23 protein-coding genes are annotated in these 21,708 nt (G+C 66.5%); 20 read left to right on the top strand and 3 right to left on the bottom strand.

Annotated elements, in window-relative coordinates; translation table 11 throughout:
* Positions 1-55 precede the first annotated feature (55 nt).
* The 7 genes from G6N38_RS26770 to G6N38_RS26740 all read left to right on the top strand — a co-directional run bounded on the left by G6N38_RS26770 (position 56) and on the right by G6N38_RS26740 (position 7,291).
* On the top strand, positions 56-1,600 hold the full coding sequence (locus G6N38_RS26770) for a carboxylesterase/lipase family protein (protein WP_163751139.1): 1,545 nt from the start codon (positions 56-58) through the stop codon (positions 1,598-1,600).
* Between the two features lie 95 nt (positions 1,601-1,695).
* Entirely contained in the window at positions 1,696-2,619 is a 924-nt protein-coding gene (locus G6N38_RS26765) for a sterol desaturase family protein (RefSeq protein ID WP_163751138.1), read from the top strand.
* Between the two features lie 33 nt (positions 2,620-2,652).
* Positions 2,653-3,135, top strand: coding sequence for a cation:proton antiporter regulatory subunit (locus G6N38_RS26760; protein ID WP_163751137.1), 483 nt, complete (start codon positions 2,653-2,655; stop codon positions 3,133-3,135).
* Positions 3,136-3,140: 5 nt separating this feature from the next.
* Positions 3,141-4,265, top strand: a complete 1,125-nt coding sequence (locus G6N38_RS26755) for a cation:proton antiporter (RefSeq protein WP_163751136.1) — start codon at positions 3,141-3,143, stop codon at positions 4,263-4,265.
* A 27-nt stretch (positions 4,266-4,292) separates the two neighbouring features.
* The gene (locus G6N38_RS26750; protein WP_163751135.1) at positions 4,293-5,699 is read left to right on the top strand and encodes an NAD(P)/FAD-dependent oxidoreductase; all 1,407 of its coding nucleotides are present in this window, start codon (positions 4,293-4,295) and stop codon (positions 5,697-5,699) included.
* Positions 5,700-5,839: 140 nt separating this feature from the next.
* Positions 5,840-6,436, top strand: coding sequence for a LysM peptidoglycan-binding domain-containing protein (locus G6N38_RS26745; protein WP_163751134.1), 597 nt, complete (start codon positions 5,840-5,842; stop codon positions 6,434-6,436).
* A gap of 204 nt (positions 6,437-6,640) precedes the next feature.
* Complete coding sequence (locus G6N38_RS26740) at positions 6,641-7,291, top strand: Rv1815 family serine proteinase (RefSeq protein WP_407663022.1); 651 nt, start codon at positions 6,641-6,643, stop codon at positions 7,289-7,291.
* Here the strand turns inward: G6N38_RS26740 and G6N38_RS26735 are convergent.
* Positions 7,288-7,728: a nitroreductase/quinone reductase family protein gene (locus G6N38_RS26735; RefSeq protein ID WP_163751132.1), complete on the bottom strand. Its 441-nt coding sequence runs from the start codon at positions 7,726-7,728 to the stop codon at positions 7,288-7,290. The two genes, G6N38_RS26740 and G6N38_RS26735, sit on opposite strands and share 4 nt — an antisense overlap.
* A 111-nt stretch (positions 7,729-7,839) precedes the next feature.
* On the opposite strand from G6N38_RS26735, the gene G6N38_RS26730 reads away from it, so the two are divergent.
* Genes G6N38_RS26730 through G6N38_RS26720 form a run of 3 tightly spaced genes read left to right on the top strand, consistent with a single transcriptional unit; the run spans position 7,840 to position 10,538 of the window.
* Positions 7,840-8,532 carry a TetR/AcrR family transcriptional regulator gene (locus G6N38_RS26730; RefSeq protein WP_163751131.1) on the top strand — a complete coding sequence of 231 codons (693 nt, stop codon included), beginning with the start codon at positions 7,840-7,842 and terminating at the stop codon, positions 8,530-8,532.
* Positions 8,533-8,577: 45 nt separating this feature from the next.
* A complete protein-coding gene (locus G6N38_RS26725) occupies positions 8,578-9,069 on the top strand; it encodes a VOC family protein (protein ID WP_163751130.1) in 492 nt (163 codons plus the stop codon).
* Positions 9,066-10,538 carry an FAD-binding protein gene (locus tag G6N38_RS26720; RefSeq protein WP_163751129.1) on the top strand — a complete coding sequence of 491 codons (1,473 nt, stop codon included), beginning with the start codon at positions 9,066-9,068 and terminating at the stop codon, positions 10,536-10,538. The genes G6N38_RS26725 and G6N38_RS26720 overlap by 4 nt, the downstream gene beginning before the upstream one ends.
* Here the strand turns inward: G6N38_RS26720 and G6N38_RS26715 are convergent.
* Positions 10,535-11,119 carry a cadmium resistance transporter gene (locus G6N38_RS26715; protein WP_246227453.1) on the bottom strand — a complete coding sequence of 195 codons (585 nt, stop codon included), beginning with the start codon at positions 11,117-11,119 and terminating at the stop codon, positions 10,535-10,537. The two genes, G6N38_RS26720 and G6N38_RS26715, sit on opposite strands and share 4 nt — an antisense overlap.
* Complete coding sequence (locus G6N38_RS26710; RefSeq protein ID WP_163752446.1) at positions 11,116-13,008, bottom strand: ABC transporter ATP-binding protein/permease; 1,893 nt, start codon at positions 13,006-13,008, stop codon at positions 11,116-11,118. Before G6N38_RS26710 ends, G6N38_RS26715 begins: the two co-directional genes overlap by 4 nt.
* 334 nt (positions 13,009-13,342) lie before the next feature.
* On the opposite strand from G6N38_RS26710, the gene secA2 reads away from it, so the two are divergent.
* The 10 genes from secA2 to G6N38_RS26660 all read left to right on the top strand — a co-directional run bounded on the left by secA2 (position 13,343) and on the right by G6N38_RS26660 (position 21,694).
* A complete protein-coding gene (gene secA2 / locus G6N38_RS26705) occupies positions 13,343-15,688 on the top strand; it encodes an accessory Sec system translocase SecA2 (protein WP_163751128.1) in 2,346 nt (781 codons plus the stop codon).
* Between the two features lie 9 nt (positions 15,689-15,697).
* A complete protein-coding gene (locus tag G6N38_RS26700) occupies positions 15,698-16,300 on the top strand; it encodes a CDP-alcohol phosphatidyltransferase family protein (protein WP_163751127.1) in 603 nt (200 codons plus the stop codon).
* Positions 16,287-17,228, top strand: coding sequence for a DUF881 domain-containing protein (locus tag G6N38_RS26695; protein ID WP_163751126.1), 942 nt, complete (start codon positions 16,287-16,289; stop codon positions 17,226-17,228). Before G6N38_RS26700 ends, G6N38_RS26695 begins: the two co-directional genes overlap by 14 nt.
* A gap of 84 nt (positions 17,229-17,312) precedes the next feature.
* Positions 17,313-17,645: a small basic family protein gene (locus tag G6N38_RS26690; protein ID WP_133692955.1), complete on the top strand. Its 333-nt coding sequence runs from the start codon at positions 17,313-17,315 to the stop codon at positions 17,643-17,645.
* A gap of 1 nt (position 17,646) precedes the next feature.
* Positions 17,647-18,453, top strand: coding sequence for a DUF881 domain-containing protein (locus G6N38_RS26685; RefSeq protein WP_322790547.1), 807 nt, complete (start codon positions 17,647-17,649; stop codon positions 18,451-18,453).
* Between the two features lie 22 nt (positions 18,454-18,475).
* Positions 18,476-18,871 carry a glycine cleavage system protein GcvH gene (gene gcvH, locus G6N38_RS26680; protein ID WP_163751125.1) on the top strand — a complete coding sequence of 132 codons (396 nt, stop codon included), beginning with the start codon at positions 18,476-18,478 and terminating at the stop codon, positions 18,869-18,871.
* Positions 18,872-19,027: 156 nt separating this feature from the next.
* The gene (gene garA, locus G6N38_RS26675) at positions 19,028-19,513 is read left to right on the top strand and encodes a glycogen accumulation regulator GarA (protein ID WP_163751124.1); all 486 of its coding nucleotides are present in this window, start codon (positions 19,028-19,030) and stop codon (positions 19,511-19,513) included.
* A 31-nt stretch (positions 19,514-19,544) separates the two neighbouring features.
* Positions 19,545-20,273, top strand: a complete 729-nt coding sequence (ftsR, locus tag G6N38_RS26670; protein WP_163751123.1) for a transcriptional regulator FtsR — start codon at positions 19,545-19,547, stop codon at positions 20,271-20,273.
* A 48-nt stretch (positions 20,274-20,321) separates the two neighbouring features.
* Positions 20,322-20,816 carry a bifunctional nuclease family protein gene (locus G6N38_RS26665; protein ID WP_163751122.1) on the top strand — a complete coding sequence of 165 codons (495 nt, stop codon included), beginning with the start codon at positions 20,322-20,324 and terminating at the stop codon, positions 20,814-20,816.
* Between the two features lie 242 nt (positions 20,817-21,058).
* A complete protein-coding gene (locus G6N38_RS26660; RefSeq protein WP_163751121.1) occupies positions 21,059-21,694 on the top strand; it encodes a MerR family transcriptional regulator in 636 nt (211 codons plus the stop codon).
* The last annotated feature ends 14 nt before the right edge of the window (positions 21,695-21,708 follow it).

Genomic DNA, 21,708 nt, shown 5'->3' with positions numbered 1-21,708 from the left:
CGCGGTGAGCAGGGCGACGGGGCAGCGACCGTTACCCGTCGGTAACGTGGGCGGGATGACAACGGAAGCCAACATCCGGCGGGTCGTCGACCGGCCGGTCGTCGCGACCAGCTACGGCCCGGTCCGCGGCACCGACGACGGGCGGGTCACGACGTGGAAGGGCATCCGTTACGCCGCCGCGCCCGTCGGGGAACTGCGCTGGCGTGCGCCGGTGCCCCCACAGCCGTCGGCCGAGGTCATGGATGCGACGGAATTCGGGCCGGTGAGCCCTCAGCCGCGCAGTCCCATCCCGATGGGCCTTGGCACCCGCGCCGACGAGGACTGCCTGTTCCTCAACGTGTGGGCGCCATCAGGGATCGATTCCGCTGATCCCAAGCCGGTGATGGTGTGGGTGCACGGCGGGGCCTACATCTTCGGCTCCGGCAGCCAGCCGCTCTACGACGGCACAGTGCTGGCCGACGGCTCCGATGTCGTCGTCGTGACCATCAACTACCGGCTCGGCGCGCTGGGCTTCATCGACCTCTCATCGGCCGGTTTCGACAGCAATATCGCACTGCGCGACGTGCTCGCCGCGCTGCGCTGGGTGCAGGACAACATCGCCGGCTTCGGCGGCGATCCGGACCGGGTGACGCTGTTCGGCGAATCCGCAGGCGCCGGGATCGTCACCACCCTGCTGGCCGTGCCGCAGGCTGCGGGGCTGTTCTCCCGGGCCATCGCCCAGAGTTCGCCGGCCACGTCGATCTATGACAGCAGCCGGGCCGACGCGGTGGCGCAGCTGCTGCTGGACCGGCTCGGAATGACCGCCGCCGAGGCACACCGGGCGCCAGTACAGGCCCTGGTCGACGCCTCCATGGAGGTGTTCGACCACGTCCCGACCGCCACGCCGGGACGGCTGGCGTTCGCCCCGACCGTCGACGGGGACCTCGTTCCGGATTATCCGGTGACGCTGGCCCGCGCCGGGAAAACGCACCCGGTGCCGTTGTTGATCGGCACCAACAAGGACGAGGCCGCGCTGTTCCGGTTCATGCGCTCACCGTTGATGCCTATCGCGCCCAAAGCAATTCGCACGATGTTCAACGAGATCGCCGACGACCAGCCGGGTCTGCAGCTGCCCACCGCCGAGCAGATCGGTATGGCCTACCCGGCCCGGCGGGCCCGCGCCCGCAGCCTCGGGGTGGCCAGCGACATGGGCTTCCGGATGCCCACGGTGTGGTTCGCCGAGGGGCATGGGGCCACCGCCCCGGTGTATCTATACCGATTCGACTGGGCAACACCGATTTTCAAGGCGATCCGGCTCGGTGCCGCGCACGCCACCGAGCTGATCTACGTGTGGGGCAACCTGGTCTCCGGGGCTCGCGACGTCACCTTCAAACTCGGCGGCCTGAAAACCGGCGAGGCACTGTCGGAACGCATGCGTACCCGGTGGACCACGTTCGCGGCGACCGGCGATCCCAACGTGCCGATGGGGCAACCGCAGTGGGCGCCCTACCGCAGCGACGATCGCGCCACCCTGGTCATCGATCGGGACGACCGCGTCGTCGACGACCTGGACCGCCAGATCCGGCTGGCCTGGGGCGATGAGGTGCTCAGCTTCCGCTGATGCGGCTTCCTGACAACGTGTCTAACAACGCGGACAGATCGCGTTAGACTCCCGGCTGGGAGGCCGCTGGGCCGGCGACATCGGAGGAAGCAGGCATGGATCGAATCGGAGAAAGGTTGTCCGTTCTCCCGCAGCCGATGCGGGACCCGGTGCTGTTCGCGATCCCGTTCTTCCTGCTGCTGTTGATCATCGAATGGACCGCCGCCCGCAAGCTCGAGCGGTTGACCGACGAGTCGGACCGTCCCGCATCGGGCGCCTACCTCACCCGCGACTCCTGGAACTCGATCTCCATGGGGCTGGTGTCGATCGCGACGATGGGCGCCTGGAAGTTCTTGGCCCTGCTGGGTTACGCGGCGCTGTACACCTACGTCGCGCCCTGGCATCTGTCGCCGCGGCAGTGGTACACGTGGGTGATAGCGATCGTCGGGGTAGACATCCTGTTCTACGCCTACCACCGCATCGCTCACCGGGTGCGGCTGATCTGGGCCACCCATCAGGCACACCACTCCAGCCGCTATTTCAACTTCGCGACCGCGCTACGCCAGAAATGGAACAACAGCGGCGAGATCATCATCTGGATTCCGTTGCCACTCTTGGGTGTTCCGCCGTGGATGGTGTTCACCGGTTTCTCGATCAGCCTGATCTACCAGTTCTGGGTGCACACCGAGCACATCGACAAGCTGCCCCGGGCATACGAATTCGTCTTCAACACACCGTCGCACCACCGGGTGCACCACGGGATGGATCCCGAGTATCTGGACAAGAACTACGGCGGCATCTTCATTCTCTGGGACCGGCTGTTCGGCACCTTTGCACCTGAACTGTTCCGCCCGCACTACGGGCTGACCAAGCCGGTCAACACGTTCAACATCTGGAAGCTGCAGACCCGCGAATACGTGGCGATCGCCCACGACGTGCGCGCAGCCACCCGGTGGCGCGATCGTCTGGGATACGTCTTCGGCCCGCCCGGCTGGACGCCCACTGTCGCGCCGCAATCCACTACGGTTGCTAACGCATAGTCAACAGCGGTGCCGTCATCGAGGATGGAGCCCATGGAGGTCAAAGAAGTCCTGCTGCCCGGCGTCGGGCTGCGCTACGAATTCGACAACGCCGACGGTAACCGCATCGGCGTGATCGCCCGCCGCAGCGGAGATTTCGAAGTCGTCCTCTACGGCGCTGCCGACCCCGATCAGGCCCGCCCGGTATTCCGGCTGACCGACGAGGAGGCCGAGGCGCTGGCTCAGATCCTGGGCGCCCCGCGGTTGGTGGAACGTTTCGCCGACCTCACCAAGGAGGTGCCGGGCCTGGACGCCGGTCAGGTGGAGATCGTGGCGAGCTCGCCGTTCGTCGACCGTCCGCTGGGCGACACCAAAGCCCGAACCCGCACCGGCGCGTCCATCGTGGCGATCGTGCGGGACGAGGAAGTACTGGCCTCGCCGGGACCCGCGCAGGTGCTGCACGCCGAGGACGTCCTGGTGGTCATCGGCACCGAAAACGGCATCGCAGGCGTCCGGCGCATCGTCGACCAAGGCTGACGCTGGTGGCTGTGTCGGCGGCGCTCCTCCTCGAACTTGGCGTCATCTTCACGGTCCTGACAATCCTGGGAACGCTGGCCCGCCGGTTCGCGCTGTCGCCGATTCCGCTGTATCTGGTCGCTGGCCTGGCGCTCGGCAACGGCGGTATCGCGCCGATCCCGGCGGCGGGGGAGTTCGTGTCCACCGGCGCAACGATCGGCGTGGTCCTGCTGCTATTGACCTTGGGCCTGGAGTTCTCCATTGGCGAGTTCGCCGCCAGTATGCGGCGGCACCTGCCGTCGGCGGGCGTCGACCTCGTCCTCAACGCCACCCCGGGCGCCATCGCCGGCTGGCTGCTCGGCCTGAACTTTGTCGGCATCCTGGCGATGGCCGGTATCACCTTCATCTCCTCGTCCGGCGTGATTGCCCGGCTGCTCAACGACCTGCGCCGATTGGGCAACCGCGAAACCCCGGCCGTGTTGTCGATTTTGGTGCTCGAGGATTTCGGGATGGCGGCCTACCTGCCGCTGCTCGCGGTGCTGGCAGCGGGTGGCACCTGGTGGGAGGCGCTGCTGTGGATGGGCGCCGCAATGATCGCGCTGGTGGCGGTGTTCGCGGCGTCGTATCGCTGGGGCCATCACGTCGGCCGGCTGATCGCCCACCCGGACGACGAGCAGATGCTGTTGCGCATACTGGGGCTGACGCTGCTGGTGGCAGCCGCCGCCGAACATCTGCACGCCTCGGCGGCGGTGGGGGCGTTCCTGGTCGGGCTGACGCTGACGGGGGAGACCGCCGAACGGGCCCGCGCCGTGTTGACCCCGCTGCGCGACCTATTCGCCGCGGTGTTCTTTCTGGCTATCGGGTTGTCGGTCGATCCCAAAGATCTGGTGCCGATGCTGCCAGTGGCCGCGCTGCTCGCAGCCGTCACGGCGGTGACCAAAGTGGCCACCGGGGTGTACGCCGCCCGACGCGACGGTGTCGGCCGGCCTGGCCAGCTGCGCGCCGGGACGGCGCTGATCGCCCGCGGTGAGTTCTCCCTGGTGATCATCGGGCTGGCCGGCACGTCGGTCGCCGCGATCGGATCCATCGCCACGCCATACGTATTCGTGTTGGCCACCGTCGGGCCCCTGCTGGCGCGATTCGCCAAGTAGCGCGCCAGGCCATGGCACCATGCTGAGGTGCAGACCGTATTCGATCGCCGCGTCGACCCCGACCTGATCTCCCGGGCGCTGGCGTCCGCGTCCTTCGGATCGATGTGGCTCGACATCCCCCGGCCCGAGTATCCGAGGCTGACCGGCGGCCTGAGCTGTGACCTGCTGGTGGTCGGCGGCGGCTATGCCGGCCTGTGGACTGCGCTGCACGCCACCGAACGCAACCCCGGCGCGCGGGTCGTGCTGATCGAGGCCGAGCGGGTTGGCTGGGCGGCATCGGGACGCAACGGCGGCTTCGTCGAGGCCAGCATCACCCACGGCGCGGAGAACGGTAAATCCCGCTGGCCCAGCGAGTTCGACCAGTTGGAGAAGCTCGGCCTGGCCAACCTCGACGGCATGCAAGCCGATATCGAGAAGTACGCCATGGCGGTCGACTGGGAGCGCTCCGGGATGCTGACCGTGGCGACCGAACCGCATCAGGTCCAGTGGTTGCGTGAGGGGGCCGACGACGGCGACGGACGGTTTCTGGACCAGGCGGCGGTTCGCGCCGAGGTCGACTCGCCGACGTATCAGGCCGGCCTGTTCGCGGCAGAGACCTGTGCGATTGTCCATCCCGCACGGCTGGTGTTCGAGCTCGCCCGCGCCTGCACGGACGCCGGTGTGCAGATCTTCGAGCACACCTCGGCGCTGTCGGTGGACCGTGAGCGCAGCGGCGTTGCGGTGAGCACCCGCACAGGTGTGATCGAGGCTGATCAGGTTGTGCTGGCGACCAACGTCTTTCCCAGCCTGCTCAAGCGCAACCGGCTGCACACCATTCCGGTGTACGACTACGTGCTGGCCACCGAACCGCTGACCCCGGAGCAGCTGGACCGCATCGGATGGCGGTCCAGGCAGGGGATCGGCGACAGCGCCAATCAGTTCCACTACTACCGCCTCTCCGCGGACAACCGGATCGTCTGGGGCGGCTACGACGCGGTCTACTACTTCGGCCGTCGCGTCAACCCGACGTACGAGGACCGGCCGGAGACCTACCGCAGGTTGGCCGCCCACTTCTTCATCACCTTCCCCCAACTCGAAGATGTCCGGTTCGGCCACCGCTGGGCGGGGGCCATTGATACCAACACCCGGTTCTGTGCGCATTGGGGGCTGGCCGGACGCGGGCGGATCGCCTATGTCAACGGATTCACCGGCCTGGGCGTCGGTGCGGCCCGGTTCGCCGCCGACGTCTGCCTTGACCTGCTCGACGGGCATCCCACCGAGCGCACCGAGCTGGAAATGGTCAACCGTAAACCGCTGCCGTTCCCGCCCGAACCGGCGGCCAGCATCGGTATTCAGGCCACCCGATGGTCCCTCAACCAGGCCGATCACCACGCCGGCAAGCGCAACATCTTCCTGCGCACCCTCGACCGGCTGGGCCTGGGGTTCGACTCCTAGATTGCCCTGCTCGGTCGGTGGGATCGGGTTCGCTGAAAAGCCCTTTCACCGATTGTGCGCAACTCCCCACGGCGCTGTTCGCCGTCAGTAGGCTCGGCCTCACACGCCCTGAATGAGGACGTCGAACAGGAGGAAAAGCCATGGGAGACACTCTCGCTGAAGGACAGAAGCTCGGAAGGGGCGAAACCCTCACCTCCAACAACGGCGCCTACACGCTGACGCTGCAAGACGACGGCAATCTCGTCCTCGCCGCCCGGGGTGAATCGGTGTGGGCAACCGGCACCAACGGTCAGGATGTTGTCCGCGCCGAAGTGCAGACGGATGGCAACTTCGTGCTGTACACCTCGGACAAACCGGTCTGGCACACCGACACCAAGGGCAAGACGAACGTCAAGCTGGTTCTGCAGGACGATCGCAACCTGGTCCTCTATGCCGCCGACGGGCCGGCGTGGTCGTCGCACACCGAGACCGATGCCCCGCCGCCGGCCGCTGCGGTCGAGGAGGCCGTGGCGGACGTCGCCGTGGCGGCACCAGAGGAGGTCGAGGCTGCACCGGTGGTCGCCGAGGAACCGGCTCCGCCCGCACCCCGGACCTACACCGTGGTCTCCGGCGACACCCTGTGGGCGATCGCTGAACGCTTCTACGGCGACGGCAACCGGTACCCGGAGATCGCGAACGCCAGCGGCATCGCCAACCCCGATCTCATCCAGCCCGGGCAGGTAGTCACCATCCCTTAACCGTCTCTGACGGGCTTTTATCCGCCTCTGACGGGATTCCTGCGGCGACACGCCGGTATCTCATACTTTGTTGGTAACGATTTGAGATCGATGCCGATACACAGTCGAGATACTTTCGCGGCGCGTTCTTGACGTGTTGCCGACCGATCGGGGTGTACCGTGGCGCGTTTTCCTCAGAGAGTTGTCTTTGCCGTTGCGGCCGTTCTGGCCGTGTCCGCGACTTTGACGCCTGCGGCCCAGGCCACTCCTGGCGCGGTGGTGTCACCGGGGATGGAAATCCGTCAGGCCAGTAACGTCTGCACGCTCGGTTACGTCGACCCAGTGGCGCGGATCGCCTATTCGGCCGGGCATTGCCGGGCTGATGGGCCCGTCACCGACCGCGACGGCCGTTTCATCGGCACCGTCTCGATGTCCCAGGACAACACCCCCGACGGCGCCGTGGTGCGCACCGACGAGGTGATCTCCGATTACGAGACGATCACGCTGGCCGCCGACGTCGTGGTCAACAACATCCTGCCCGGCGGCCGCCAGCTGGTCGCCGAAGCCGCTCCGGCGATGGCCGCCGGCCAGCCGGTCTGCCACTTCGGGGTCGTCACCGGCGAAAGCTGTGGCTCGATCGAGCGGGTCAACAACGGCTGGTTCACCATGGAGAACGGCGTGGTGAGCCAGAAGGGTGACTCCGGCGGACCGGTGTACGTGCCGATCGACAACAACAAGGCCGTGATCATTGGGCTGTTCAACAGCACGTGGGGCACCTATCCGGCGGCGGTGTCCTGGGTGGCCACCAGCCAGCAGGTCCGCGAAGGCATTGGTGTGGTCAACGTGGCCGCAGCCCAAGAAGTCAGCGCAAACTAACGCGCCAGCGCGAACACCGGGATCAGCGGGGCGGCCGCGCGCAGCTGGTCGGCACTCGACTCCGGCGTAAGACCGGCGATGTGCCCTTTGACCTCCCAATACCACCGATCTAGATAGCGCTCGAGCACGGCGGGCTTGTCGTCGTCGGCGACCTCGGTGAGCGCAACCGGGGTGTGCCGCCAACGCGGCCCGAGCTCCACGGCGCCGGCTGCCCGAGCGTTTCGCGTCCACTGGGTGTTTCCGCGGGGGGACACCAGGTAGTCGGTCCCGTCGATGCGCAGCACGTTGACGACGACGCTGTGCAAGGCGCCGGACTTGCGGCCACGCACCCGCAGTGCGCGGGTGCCGGCGATGCTGATACCCGCCTCGGCGAGCCGGCGAATGACGGCATTGAAGGCGCGTGCGGTGGCGTTCGGCCGGTCGTAGTGCTGGTTCATCGGTGGCGTCCCGTCAATCGAAGGTTGAGAGAGCAATGCTCTCGTTTTGAGGATGCCAGTCGAGCGCCGCAAAAGCAAGAGCAGTGATCTCGAATGTGCGACACTCGCCGCATGGGCAAACGCGAGGAGGCGCGGCAACGCATCGAGGCGCAGATCATCGAGCTGGGCCGTCGGCAACTGGCCACCGTAGGCGCGGCCGGGCTGTCGGTGCGCGCGATCGCCCGCGAACTGGGCATGGTCTCCTCTGCGGTCTACCGCTACGTCGCCAGCCGCGACGCCCTGCTGACCCTGCTGCTGATCGACGTGTACTCCGACCTGGCCGACGCTGTCGGGCAGGCTCGGACGGGCGCCGACAGTGGATGGCGAGCCGATGTCGCAACGATCGCCCACGCAATGCGGCAGTGGGCGATCGACCAGCCTGCCGACTGGGCGCTGCTGTACGGCACTCCAGTACCGGGCTATCGAGCCCCCGCCGAACTGACCACCGGACCGGGCACCCGGGTGATCGGGATGCTGTTCGACGCGGTGGCCTCGGGGGTCATCACCGGAGATATCGCGCTCACCGAACATCATGTCGCACAACCGATGTCAGCCGACCTGGCTCGCGTGCGCGATGAGTTCGGCTTTCCCGGCGATGACGCGCTGGTGATCCGCTGCACTGCGGTCTGGGCACTGATCATCGGCGCCACCAGCCTGGAGGTCTTCGGCCAGTACGGCGCGGACACCTTCACCGATGCGGGTGTGTTGTTCGACGAACAGATCCGTCTTGCCATCGACCTGTTGACCGCTGGGCCACAGAACTAGAACACGTTCTAGCCAGGCTGACGGGCCGGGGATATCCTCGAACCGATGACCAGCCAGACACCTGTCCAGATCGCCTGGGTAACCCGCGATCTGGAAGCCACCGAAGCGGCCTTGACGACGCTGCTCGGGGCCAGGAAATGGATCCGAATGCCCGATGTGCATTTCGGTCCCGACACCTGCGTGCATCGCGGTGCGCCCGCCGACTACCACGCCGATATCTCGCTGAGCTACGCCGGCGACACCCAGCTGGAGCTCATCGCGCCGACCCGCGGCGAGAGCATCTACACCGAGTTCCTCAACGAAAACGGCCCCGGCCTGCACCACATCTGCGTGGAAGCCGCCGACGCCGGTGCCTTCGAAGCCGCGCTGTCCGAAGCCGCGGCGACGGCTCCGGTCGTTGCCCGCGGCGAGATGCCTGGTGGCATGCAGTTCGCCTACCTGGCCGCTCCCGCGGCTGGGGTGCCCTACCTCGAGATCGCCTATATCCCCGACGAGATCCGCACGTTTTTCGACTATGTGAAACAGGAGCAACAATGAGTGGCCTGGACATCCCCACGACCGTCGACGCCGCCGACGTGACCGAGTGGTCCGACGACGTCGATGTCGTGGTGATCGGTTTCGGCATCGGCGGCGGGTGTGCGGCGGTGAGTGCGGCGGCCGCCGGTGCCAGGGTTCTGGTGCTCGAAAAGGCTGCCGTCGCCGGCGGCACCACCTCGATGGCGGGCGGGCACTTCTACCTCGGCGGTGGTACCGCCGTGCAGCAGGCGACCGGTCACAGCGACAGCGTCGAGGAAATGTACAAGTACCTCGTCGCGGTGTCGCGTGAACCCGAGTTCGACAAGATCCGCGCCTACTGCGAGGGCAGCGTCGAGCACTTCAATTGGCTGGAGGAGCTCGGCGTCGTCTTCGAGCGCACCTACTACCCGGAAAAGGCTGTCATCCAGCCGAATACCGAAGGCTTGATGTTCACCGGCAACGAGAAAGTGTGGCCGTACAAGAACATGGCGGTACCGGCCCCGCGCGGACACAAGGTCCCGGTGCCAGGGGACACCCAGGGCGCGGCAATGGTGATCGACCTGCTGTTGAAACGGGCCGCCGAGCTGGGTGTGCAGATCCGGTACGAGACCGGCGCGACGAACCTCGTCGTGGACGGCCACTCGGCCGACTCGGCCGTTGTCGGGGTGTCGTGGAAACGCTTCAGCGAGACGGGGTCGATCCGGGCCAAATCCGTGGTGATCGCCGCGGGCGGGTTCGTGATGAATCCCGACATGGTCGCCGAATTCACTCCCAAGCTGGCCGAGAAGCCGTTCGTGCTCGGCAACACCTACGACGACGGCCTGGGCATCCGGCTCGGCGAGTCGGTCGGCGGGGCCACCAAGCATATGGACCAGGTGTTCATCACCGCGCCCGTCTACCCGCCGTCGATCCTGCTGACCGGCATCATCGTCAACAAGTTCGGCAAGCGGTTCGTCACCGAGGACGGCTACCATTCGCGCACTTCGGGTTTCGTGATGGACCAGCCCGACAGTGCGGCATATCTGATCGTCGACGAAGCCCACATGCAGCGCCCGGAGATCCCGCTGATCACCTTCATCGACGGCTGGGAGACGGTCGAAGAGATGGAGGCGGCACTGGGCATCCCGACGGGCAACCTCGTCGAGACACTGAACAACTACAACGAACACGCCGCCAAGGGTGAGGACCCCGAATTCCACAAGCAGCCGGAATTCCTTGCGCCGCAAGATAAGGGGCCGTGGGGTGCCTTCGACTTGACGCTGGGTAAGGCGATGTATTCCGGGTTCACCGTCGGCGGGCTGGCCACCGACGTCAACGGCGAGGTATTGCGGGCCGACGGCAGCGTGATCCGTGGCCTATACGCGGCGGGGGCCTGCGCGTCCAACATCGCCCAGGACGGCAAGGGCTACGCGAGCGGCACCCAGCTCGGGGAGGGCTCCTTCTTCGGCCGGCGCGCCGGGACCCATGCCGCCGCAACAGTGAACGGCTAACGACCGAAAGCTCCGCCTTCGATCAGGATCGCCAGGCCTATCGCGACGAGGACCACGGGCAAAATGACGTGGCCCCAACGGGATAGCAACCTGGCGACGGGCGGGCGGCTGGCGAAGTACTGTCCCGCAGCGCACCAGATCGCCACGCCGACGAGGAATGTGCCGATATAGCCGGCCATGCTGCCGACGCCGGCGACGGCGAACACCGGAACGTAAGCCCCGACGTTGTCGCCACCGTTGGCGAAGGTCACTGTTGCGACCTCCAGAACGCGCGGACCGCGCCGGGGCGGTTCGCCGTCGGCGCCGTCGGCCCCTCGCGCCTGCCACGCCTGCCACCCGGCCCGGATACCGAGGAATAGCGGCAGCAGGCCAAGGTAGGGAATGACGTTGCGTGGCAGCAGGCTTACTCCCAGCGCGCCCACTACCGATACAACGAGGATCGCGCAGAAGCCGAGATACTGACCCGCGACTACGCGCAGCTGATCCACCCGATGCCGGCCCGCCCGGCCGAAGAACACCGCCAGCACTACCAGGTCGTCGATATTGGTCAGTGCGAACAACACTGCCGCTTGCGCGGTCACACCTTCGCGGGCTCGGTTCCCTCGATGCGGCTCAGCCGCCATTCCCCATCGCCGAGCAGTTCCAGTTGCCTGACGTGGTGCTGCTCGACGGTGCTGCGGTGGCTGACGCTGACCAGAATGGTGTTCGACAGTTCACCGCGGACCAGGTCGTAGAGGGCGAACTCCAGACCCTCGTCCAGCGCCGAGGTGGCCTCATCGAGGAAGACCGCCTTGGGTCGGGTCAGCAGCACTCGGGCGAACGCGATGCGCTGCTGCTCACCAGGCGAGAGCACCTTCGCCCAGTCCTGGACTTCGTTGAGCCGGATGGCCAAGTGGGACAACGCGACCTTGGTCAGCACCCGCTGCAACTGGTCGTCGCTGATATCTCCGGAGGCCGCTGGGTAGGACACCACCGTGCGCAGATCACCCAGCGGCACATAGGGCATCTGCGATAAGAACATCGTGTCGTGATCGTCCGGGCGGCACAGCGTGCCCGAGGTGTAGGGCCACAGCTGGGCCAGGCTGCGTAGCAGCGTCGTCTTGCCGGCACCCGACGCGCCGGTGATCACCAGCGTCTCGCCCGGCTCCAGCCGCAGGTCGATCGGGTCGACCAGCTGCTTGCCGCTGGGCGTGCGGACCTCCACGCGCCGGAGCTCCACCGAACCGTCGTGGCTGGGAAGAGTGTTCAGCTTGGGTAGCTCGCGGGCCTCGGAGTTGGTCTCGACCAGCCCGTGCAGACGAATGATCGCCGCACGGTAGGAGGCGAACGAGTCGTAGGCGTTACGGAAGAACGACAACGAGTCGTGGATGGATCCGAAAGCGCTGGAGGACTGGGTGACGTCACCCAGGTCGATCGCGCCGGAGAACAACCGCGGCGCCTGGATCACCAAGGGAAGCGGGTTGATGATCTGGCTCATCGAGAGGTTCCAGCCGGTCAACGCGATCGTACGGTTCACATACCTGCGGTAGTTCGCGATGATCGCGGCAAACTTGGTGCGCAGCAGGCTCCGCTCCACGTCTTCACCGCGGTAGAAGCCAACGGCCTCGGCGGCGTCACGCAGCCGAACCAGGGCATAGCGGAACACGGCGTTGGTCAGCTCGTTGCGGAAACTCAGCTTGATCAGCGGGTGGCCGATCCAGAACGCGATGATCGTCGCGAACGTCACGTAAATCAGCACCACCCAGAACAGCGCGTGGCCCAGGGTGAACCCAAACAACGTCAGGGGGCCGGACAGGTTCCACAGGATCACGGTGAACGAAACCACCGTCACCAGCGAGTTGATCGCCCCGAACAGCAGCGTGCTGGAACTGCCGATCATCGGCTGGTTCGGGGATGAGCCCACCCCGGCGGTGAAGATATCGATGTCGTACTGGATGCGCTGGTCGGGGTTGTCGATATCGCTGTCGGTGAAGCGGGTGCGGTAGTAAGCGTGGTCGTCGAGCCAGTCGCAGGTGAGCCGGTCGGTGAGCCATACCCGCCAGCGGATGATGAACCGCTGCATCAGGTAGATGTCCAGCATCACGCGGCTGATGTAGATGGTCGCCAAGATGCCGAACAGGATCAGTGCCGCCCAGAAGCCGTGGATACCGGATTGGCGAACTTCGTCGTTGCCACCGCCCGCACCCTGGAAGGCCACCTGCAGCGATGTGAAGAGGTCGTTGCTGTAGTAGCTGAGCAACACGTCGAGGCGAACCGAGATGATGGTCGACAGCAACAGCACGGCTAGCCAGATCCAGACCCGGACGCTCTGCCGGCCCTTGAAGTAGTCACCGGTGATCCGCCAGTACTGCCGCCCCCAGACGGTGTAGCGCGCCAGCAGGAACAACACAACGAGGCTCAGGACGGCGCTGATCGTCCACGCTTTGGAAATCCAGATCAAGGACGGGACGAGCTCGTGTCCCCAGTCCATCGACGGCTTGAACTTCTCCAACGCGTTTCTCCTCCTGCGGCGGCGTCGCGCATGACAACCGATCCGTGTGGCTTCCCGGCGAACCTACCCTTGGAACTCTGTGCAGGCGCGAGTCCGGACCAGATGGCTAGCGAAATGTGAGCTTCAGCGCCGTCTTCAGATCCGCCTGCGCGGGCCAGTCACGAGCGGCTAAGCAAACATACCGTTCGGCGAGATTACGAACACCGCGCGCGGACCGGTCCCGCAGTGGCGCGGATCCGCTTCCGGGCCGATGAGCCGGCACCGGCGACGAGCACGTCGACATCCGTTATTGCGCCGACGGTACCGTTGACCCGTGGCGAAAGATCGCAAGAACAGCGCTGCCGGATCCGGCCGCATCAGCCGGGGCTTCTGGCGTCTCCTCGGTGCCAGCACCGAGAAGACCAAAGCCGAGTCGATGGCCGAGGTGACGGCGTCGGCGGAGTTCGACGACAAGGCCAAGGGCCTGGACGACGAGCAGCTGCTCAAGGCGGCCAAACTGCTCGAACTCGGCGACCTCGCCGCCTCTGCCGACGTTCCGCAGTTCTTGGCCATCGCTCGCGAGGCGGCCGAGCGAACGACCTCGCTGCGTCCTTTTGACGTACAGCTACTCGGAGCTCTGCGTATGCTCGCCGGCGATGTCGTCGAGATGGCCACCGGCGAGGGCAAGACCCTTTCGGGTGCCATCGCCGCGGCCGGCTACGCACTGGCTGGACGCAACGTCCACGTCGTCACCATCAACGACTATCTGGCCCGCCGCGACGCCGAATGGATGGGTCCGCTCATCGAGGCGATGGGTCTGACGGTCGGCTGGATTACCTCCGAGTCGACGGCAGCCGAGCGCCGCGCCGCCTATCAGTGCGACGTCACCTACGCGTCGGTCAACGAGATCGGGTTCGACGTACTGCGCGACCAGCTGGTCACCGACGAGGCCGACCTGGTGTCACCCAACCCCGACGTCGCGTTGATCGACGAGGCCGACTCGGTGCTCGTTGATGAGGCGCTGGTGCCGCTGGTGCTGGCCGGCACCACACACCGCGAAACGCCCAAGGTCGAAATCGTCCGTCTGGTGGGCGAATTGACGGCCGGTATCGACTACGACACCGACGCCGACAGCCGCAACGTTCACCTCACCGAAGACGGCGCGAAGAAACTCGAGGCCGCACTCGGCGGCATCGACCTGTATTCCGAGGACCACGTCACCACCACGCTGACCGAGGTGAATGTGGCCCTGCACGCGCATGTGCTGTTGCAGCGCGATGTGCACTACATCGTCCGCGACGGCGCCGTGCAGCTCATCAACTCCTCACGCGGCCGGATCGCCCAGCTGCAGCGCTGGCCCGACGGCCTGCAGGCGGCCGTCGAAGCCAAGGAAGGCATCGAGACCACCGAGACCGGCGAGGTCCTGGACACCATCACCGTGCAGGCGCTGATCAACCGCTACCCGACGGTGTGCGGGATGACGGGTACGGCGCTGGCCGCCGGCGAGCAGCTGCGCCAGTTCTACAAGCTGGGCGTCTCGCCGATCCCGTCGAATGCGCCCAACGTCCGCGAGGACGCCGCCGACCGGGTCTACATCACCGCGGCGGCCAAGATCGAGGCGATCATGGAGCACATCATCGAGGTGCACGCCACCGGGCAGCCGATTCTGGTGGGCACCCATGACGTCGCCGAATCCGAGGAACTGCACGAGCGGCTGATCCGCCGCGGCGTTCCGGCCGTCGTGCTCAACGCCAAGAACGACGAGGAAGAAGCCACCGTGATCGCGGAGGCCGGCAAGCTCGGCACGGTCACCGTTTCCACGCAGATGGCCGGTCGCGGCACCGACATCCGGCTGGGTGGATCTGAGGAATCCGACCATTCCGCCGAAAAAGAGAAGGTGGCCGAGCTCGGTGGCCTGCACGTCATCGGCACCGGGCGGCATCTCACCGAACGGCTGGACAACCAGCTGCGTGGCCGGGCCGGGCGCCAAGGCGACCCCGGTTCGTCGGTGTTCTTCGCCAGCTGGGAGGACGACGTCGTCCTCGCGCATCTGGACTCAGGCAAGCTGCCCACCGACGCCGACGACGCCGGGAAGATCATCAGCGCCAAGGCCGGCAGCCTGCTCGACCACGCCCAGCGGGTGGCTGAGGGCAGGCTGCTCGACGTGCACGCCAACACCTGGCGCTACAACCAGCTCATCGCCCAGCAGCGCGCGATCATCGTCGAGCGCCGCAACACCCTGCTGAGCACGGCGGCGGCCCGCAACGAGCTCAAGGACCTGTCCCCGGACCGCTACGAGGAGCTGTCCGAGAAATCCAGCGAGGAGCAGCTGGAGACGATCTGCCGCCAGATCATGCTGTTCCACCTCGACCGCGGCTGGGCCGATCACCTGGCTTACCTGTCCGATATCCGGGAGAGTATCCACCTGCGGGCCCTTGGCCGGCAGAACCCGCTCGACGAGTTCCACCGGATGGCCGTGGACGCGTTCGCGAATCTGGCCGCCGACGCGATCGAGGCGTCGCAGCAGACGTTCGAGACCGCCAACATCCTCGAGGAGGAGCAGGGACTGGACCTGTCGAAACTGGCCCGCCCGACCTCGACGTGGACCTACATGGTCCACGACAACCCACTCAACGACGACACGTTGTCTGCGCTGAGCCTGCCCGGGGTTTTCCGTTAGGTTCTCCTCATGACGCGCCACGGCCGCGATCGGGTGCTGACGATCCCGAACGTCCTGTCGGTCATCCGGCTCGTCCTGGTGCCGGTATTCCTGTACCTGCTGCTGGTCACCCACGCTTACGCACTCGCGGTGGCGATCCTCATGTTCAGCGGATTCTCCGACTGGGCCGATGGCAAGATCGCGCGGCTGGTGGCCAACCAGTCGTCACGGCTGGGGGAGTTGCTCGACCCGCTGGTCGACCGGATCTACATGATCACCGTTCCCCTGGGCCTCGGCGCGGCGGGCGTCGTGCCGTGGTGGCTGGTGATCACGCTGATCGGCCGTGACCTCGTGCTGGCCGCAACGCTGCCAATAGTGCGCAGCCGCGGGCTGACCGCGCTTCCGGTCACCTACATCGGTAAGGCAGCGACGTTCGCGCTGATGTCGGGCTTCCCCCTGGTGCTGCTGGGGCAGTGGGATGCCCTGTGGAGCCGGGTGATCGGCGCCTGCGGCTGGGGATTCCTGATCTGGGGCGTCGGCATGTACCTGTGGTCTGCGGTCCTCTATCTGCTGCAGGTACGCCTGGTGGTGACCACGTTGCCCAGGGCAGGCGTCAGCGATGCCCGCGCCTAACAGCGCGCTGGGCGGCTACGACCCGCTGGCCGGCCGCAGCGAACGCCACGGCCTGCACGCCTACCCGGCTGGCGCCGACCGCGTGCCGACGCTGATCCCGCTGCCGGGGCTACTGCGGTCGCTGCTGACCGAACACCTCGACCCCGGATATGCCGCGGCGGCCGCCGAACGGGAGCGCACCGGCCGCTCCCGCCGCCCCATCGCCACCCGCGGGTGGCAGGCGCTGGCCGCCCTGCTGATCGCTGCGGTGTTTGCCGCCGCGGTGGCGCAGGCGCGGACCACCGCTCCCGGTGTCAACGCAGCCCAACAGGTACTCGCCGCCAGCGTGCGATCCGCTGAGGGCACCACCGACCGGCTCACTCACCGCCGCGATGAGCTGGCCACCCAGGCCGACGACATTCAGCGCCGCCAGTTGCGTGACGACACCACCGGGCGAGACCTGCTCAGCCGGCTCGATGCGCTGAGTCTGGCCGCGGCCACCACCGCCGTCATCGGCCCCGGTCTGACCATCACGGTCACCGACCCCGGGATGGGGCGGGGCCTCTCCGATGTCGCCAACCAGCGGGTGCCCGGCAGCCGCCAAGTCATCCTTGATCGCGATCTGCAGCTCGTGGTGAACTCGCTGTGGGCCAGTGGGGCCGAAGCGATCTCGGTCGGCGGCGTGCGAATGGGGCCCAACGTGACGATCCGCCAAGCGGGTGGCGCCATCCTGGTCGACAATCATCCGATCAGCAGCCCGTACACGATTCTCGCGGTGGGACCGCCGAACGGGATGCGGGATACCTTCGACCACAGCAGCGGCCTGCAGCGGCTGCGACTGCTGGAGGCGTCCTACGGTGTCGGGGTGAGCGTGGCCAGCGGTGACGGCCTGTCGTTGCCCGCCGGCGCAGTCCGAGAGATTAAATTTGCCAAGCAGATCGGGTCATAGGGGACCGGTGGGCAGGAGCGAAGCGACCCGGGTATTGGGACCGGTGGGCAGGAGCGAAGCGACCCGGGTATTGGGAAGGCACACATGATTGGAATCGCCGCACTCATCGTCGGCATCGTGCTGGGCCTGGTGCTGCATCCCAGCGTCCCCGAAGTCATCCAGCCCTACCTGCCGATCGCCGTCGTCGCCGCGCTGGACGCCGTGTTCGGCGGTTTGCGGGCCTACCTGGAGAAGATCTTCGACCCCAAGGTGTTCGTCGTCTCGTTCGTGTTCAACGTGCTCGTCGCCGCGCTGATCGTCTACGTGGGCGATCAGCTGGGCGTGGGCACCCAGCTGTCGACGGCGATCATCGTCGTGCTGGGCATCCGCATCTTCGGTAACGCCGCGGCATTGCGGCGCAAGCTGTTCGGGGCGTGAGGTGACCGACAGCGCCGGGCAGGACGCGGGGGAGGACACGCGGGAGGACGTGGCGACCGAGCATGGGCGCCACGAACTCCCTGGCCCCACACCGCCTCCGGCGCGATGGCCCCGCAGCCGCACTCAGCTGGTGTTCGGCGTGCTGGGCGTGTTGCTGTGTCTGGTGCTTGGCATCGGCATCGCCACCCAAGTCCGGCAAACCGAGTCCGGCGACGCGCTGGACACCGCGCGCCCGGCCGATCTCCTGGTCCTACTGGGCTCACTGCAGCAGCGTGAGGCGGCGCTCAACACCGAGGTGGCCGAGCTACAGCGAACTCTTACCGCGATGCAGACCGCAGGCAGCAGTGACCAGGCGGCCATCCAGAACGCCCAGGCCAGGCTGGCCGCGCTATCGATCATGATCGGCACCGTCGGCGCCACCGGGCCCGGGGTGAGCATCACCATCGACGATCCCGGACCCGGCGTTGCGCCGGAAACCATGCTTGATGTCATCAACGAACTGCGCGCCGCCGGGGCCGAAGCCATGGAGATCCGGTCCGGGCAGCGGGCGGTGCGGATCGGGGTGGACAGCTGGGTAGTCGGCAGCCCCGGCGCACTGGAGATCGACACGCAAACTTTGAGCCCGCCGTATTCTGTTCTGGCCATTGGTGATCCACCCACCCTGGCTGCGGCGATGAACATCCCGGGCGGCGCCGTCGACAGCGTCGAGCGAGTCGGCGGGCAAATGACCGTCTCGCAATCCGACCGGCTGGACATCACCACCTTGCGGCAACCGAAAGCCCGCCAATACGCTCAGCCCGTCAAATGAGCGTCCGACACCGAGGAGCACTGTGAGCGAAATCCCAGCCGATCTGCACTACACCGCCGAACACGAGTGGGTGCAGCGCACCGGTGGCGACACCGTGCGCGTCGGCATCACCGACTTCGCCCAGTCCTCGCTGGGCGACGTGGTGTATGTGCAGCTACCCGACGTCGGCAGCGCTGTCACCGCCGGTGAGTCGTTTGGCGAGGTCGAGTCGACGAAGTCGGTCTCGGACCTCTACGCTCCCGTCACCGCCAAAGTGATTGCGGTCAACGGCGATCTGGAGGCAAACCCCGGGCTGGTGAACTCGGACCCCTACGGTCAGGGGTGGTTGTTGGACTTGCAGGTCGACGGCGATACCCTCGACCAGGGGTTGGCGGCGTTGCTTGATGCGGACGCCTATCGGGGCACAGTGACCGAATGAAATTGTTAGGGTGCCTGCCAACCACTGATCCGGCGGTGGTGGGCACAACGGCGACCACTGCGCGGTACGGTCGACGTAAGTGATGGTGGAGGCGGACGGGCGCCTTGTGCGGGCACCCCGCCAAGTATCGCCACGGCAGCTAGTGAGGAGCAACGGGTGACGGACAAGGACCAGAACTCTGGGGCGGACCAGACGTCTGAGGAAGTCACCGTGGAGACGACATCCGTCTTCCGCGCGGACTTCCTCAACGAGCTGGACGCCCCGGCGGCGGCCAGCGGCGACAACGCAGTATCCGGGGTGGAGGGTCTCCCGGTCGGCTCGGCGCTGCTGGTTGTCAAGCGCGGACCGAATGCGGGCTCGCGGTTCCTCCTGGACCAGCCGACGACGTCGGCCGGTCGCCATCCGGACTCCGACATCTTCCTCGATGACGTGACCGTCAGCCGTCGGCATGCCGAGTTCCGGTTGGACGGCAACGAATTCCAGGTCGTCGACGTCGGCAGCCTCAACGGCACCTACGTCAACCGGGAACCGGTCGATTCGGCCACGCTTGCCAATGGCGACGAGGTCCAGATCGGCAAGTTCCGGCTGGTGTTCCTCACCGGACCCAAGCCGTCCGACGACGAAGGTGGTCCGGGAAGCTAGTGTCGGCGAAGAGCGCTCGCGCGAAGAGCTGATGATGCAGCCCGATACTCCCGCGCTCGCCGGGATGTCTATCGGAGCGGTCCTGGACCTGCTGCGACCGGACTTCCCGGACGTGACGATCTCCAAGATTCGATTCTTGGAAGCCGAAGGTCTGGTCACGCCGGAGCGCAGCGCATCGGGATATCGGCGGTTCACCGCGTACGACTGCGCCAGGTTGAGGTTCATCCTGACCGCGCAGCGCGACCATTACCTGCCGCTGAAGGTCATCAAGGCACAGCTCGATGCCCTGCCTGACGGCGAACTGCCGCACGTCGGATCGCCTTACGCCGTACCGCGATTGGTGACGGTCTCGGGTGACTCCGCGGACGACGACGACGCCGCACGCACCCAGGTTCGCCTGAGCCGAGAAGACCTGCTGGAGCGATCCGGGGTCGACGAGGAGCTGGTGGTTGCACTGTGCAAGGCAGGCGTGATCACCACCGGCCCGGGCGGGTTGTTCGACGAACACTCGGTGGTCATCGCGCAGTGCGCGCGGGCACTGGGGGAGTACGGCGTCGAACCGCGGCACCTGCGGGCATTCCGGTCGGCAGCCGACCGCCAATCCGACCTGATCGCCCAGATCGCCGGCCCGGTGGGCAAGGCGTCAAAGACCGGTGCCCGCGACCGCGCCGACGACTTGGCGCGCGAAGTCGCGGCCCTGGCAATCACGTTGCACACGTCGCTGATCAAGTCCGCTGTACGAGACGTTCTCGACCGCTGAGGACTAGACTCCGATTGATGGCAACGGGAGCGCGGAGGTCAGACACATATGGGTGAGGTTCGTGTGGTCGGCATCCGCGTCGAGCAGCCCCAGAACCAGCCGGTTTTGCTGCTGCGGGAATCCAACGGCGACCGCTACCTGCCCATCTGGATCGGCCAGTCCGAAGCCACCGCGATCGCGCTGGAACAGCAGGGCGTCGAGCATTCTCGGCCGCTCACCCATGACCTGATCCGTGATCTCATTGGCGCACTTGGGCATTCACTCAAGGAAGTGCGCATCGTGGATTTACGGGAAGGTACCTTCTACGCCGATTTGATCTTCGACCGCGATATCAAGGTCTCGGCCCGCCCGTCGGACTCGGTGGCGATCGCCCTGCGGATGGGGGTGCCCATCTATGTGGAAGAGGCCGTGCTGGCCGAGGCCGGGCTGCTGATTCCCGACGAGAGCGACGAGGAGTCCACCGGTGCCGTCCGCGAGGACGAGGTCGAGAAATTCAAGGAGTTTCTCGACAGCGTGTCCCCGGACGATTTCAAGGCGACCTGATCGGGTATTCGGGCCCCATGGCTGGTGAACGCCAAGATCACGGATGCGTCTCACTTGGCCGGTAGCGGTTCGACACGCGCGACGGATGCCGGGGAGCGCGCTCAAGGGCAGCCATACTTTCATCACGACGACGAGCGCGACTGCCCGTCGACAAGCGTATGCTCGATGAACTCGGACGCTGGGCTTACGCGGTTGGTGGAGCGGTTAGCGGGGCAAGAGTTCGAACGGCGAGAGGAAGCATCGTGGGCGAGCAGCCACGTCAGGGACAGTTGGACCTTGCCGGCGCGACGTCTGGTTCTTTCAAGGCGGATTCGGCCGTCGGCGCACCGGTCGGTGAGTCAGTGCAGCCAGGCCTGTTCCCCGATGATTCGGTGCCCGACGAACTCGTCGGCTACCGCGGCCCAAGTGCCTGCCAGATCGCCGGAATCACCTACCGCCAGTTGGACTACTGGGCCCGCACCTCGCTGGTGGTGCCATCCATCCGCGGCGCGGCCGGGTCCGGCAGCCAGCGGCTGTACTCGTTCAAAGACATCCTCGTTCTCAAGATCGTCAAGCGTCTACTCGACACCGGCATCTCGTTGCACAACATCCGGGTCGCCGTCGATCATCTGCGGCAGCGCGGCGTGCAGGACCTGGCCAACATCACGCTGTTCTCGGACGGCACAACGGTCTACGAGTGCACGTCCGCCGAAGAAGTTGTCGACCTTTTGCAGGGTGGGCAGGGTGTGTTCGGCATCGCGGTCAGTGGTGCGATGCGGGAACTCTCCGGTGCCATCGCGGACTTCCCCGGCGAGCGTGCCGACGGCGGCGAATCGATCGCCTCGCCCGAAGACGAGCTGGCCTCGCGGCGTAAGAGCCGCGACCGCAAGATCGGCTAGAATCAGCGGCGTAT

The sequence above is a fragment of the Mycolicibacterium helvum genome, from assembly GCF_010731895.1.
GTDB lineage: Bacteria > Actinomycetota > Actinomycetes > Mycobacteriales > Mycobacteriaceae > Mycobacterium > Mycobacterium helvum.
Note: the sequence above shows the minus strand (reverse complement) of the source record. Positions and strands in the feature narration are given on the sequence as shown.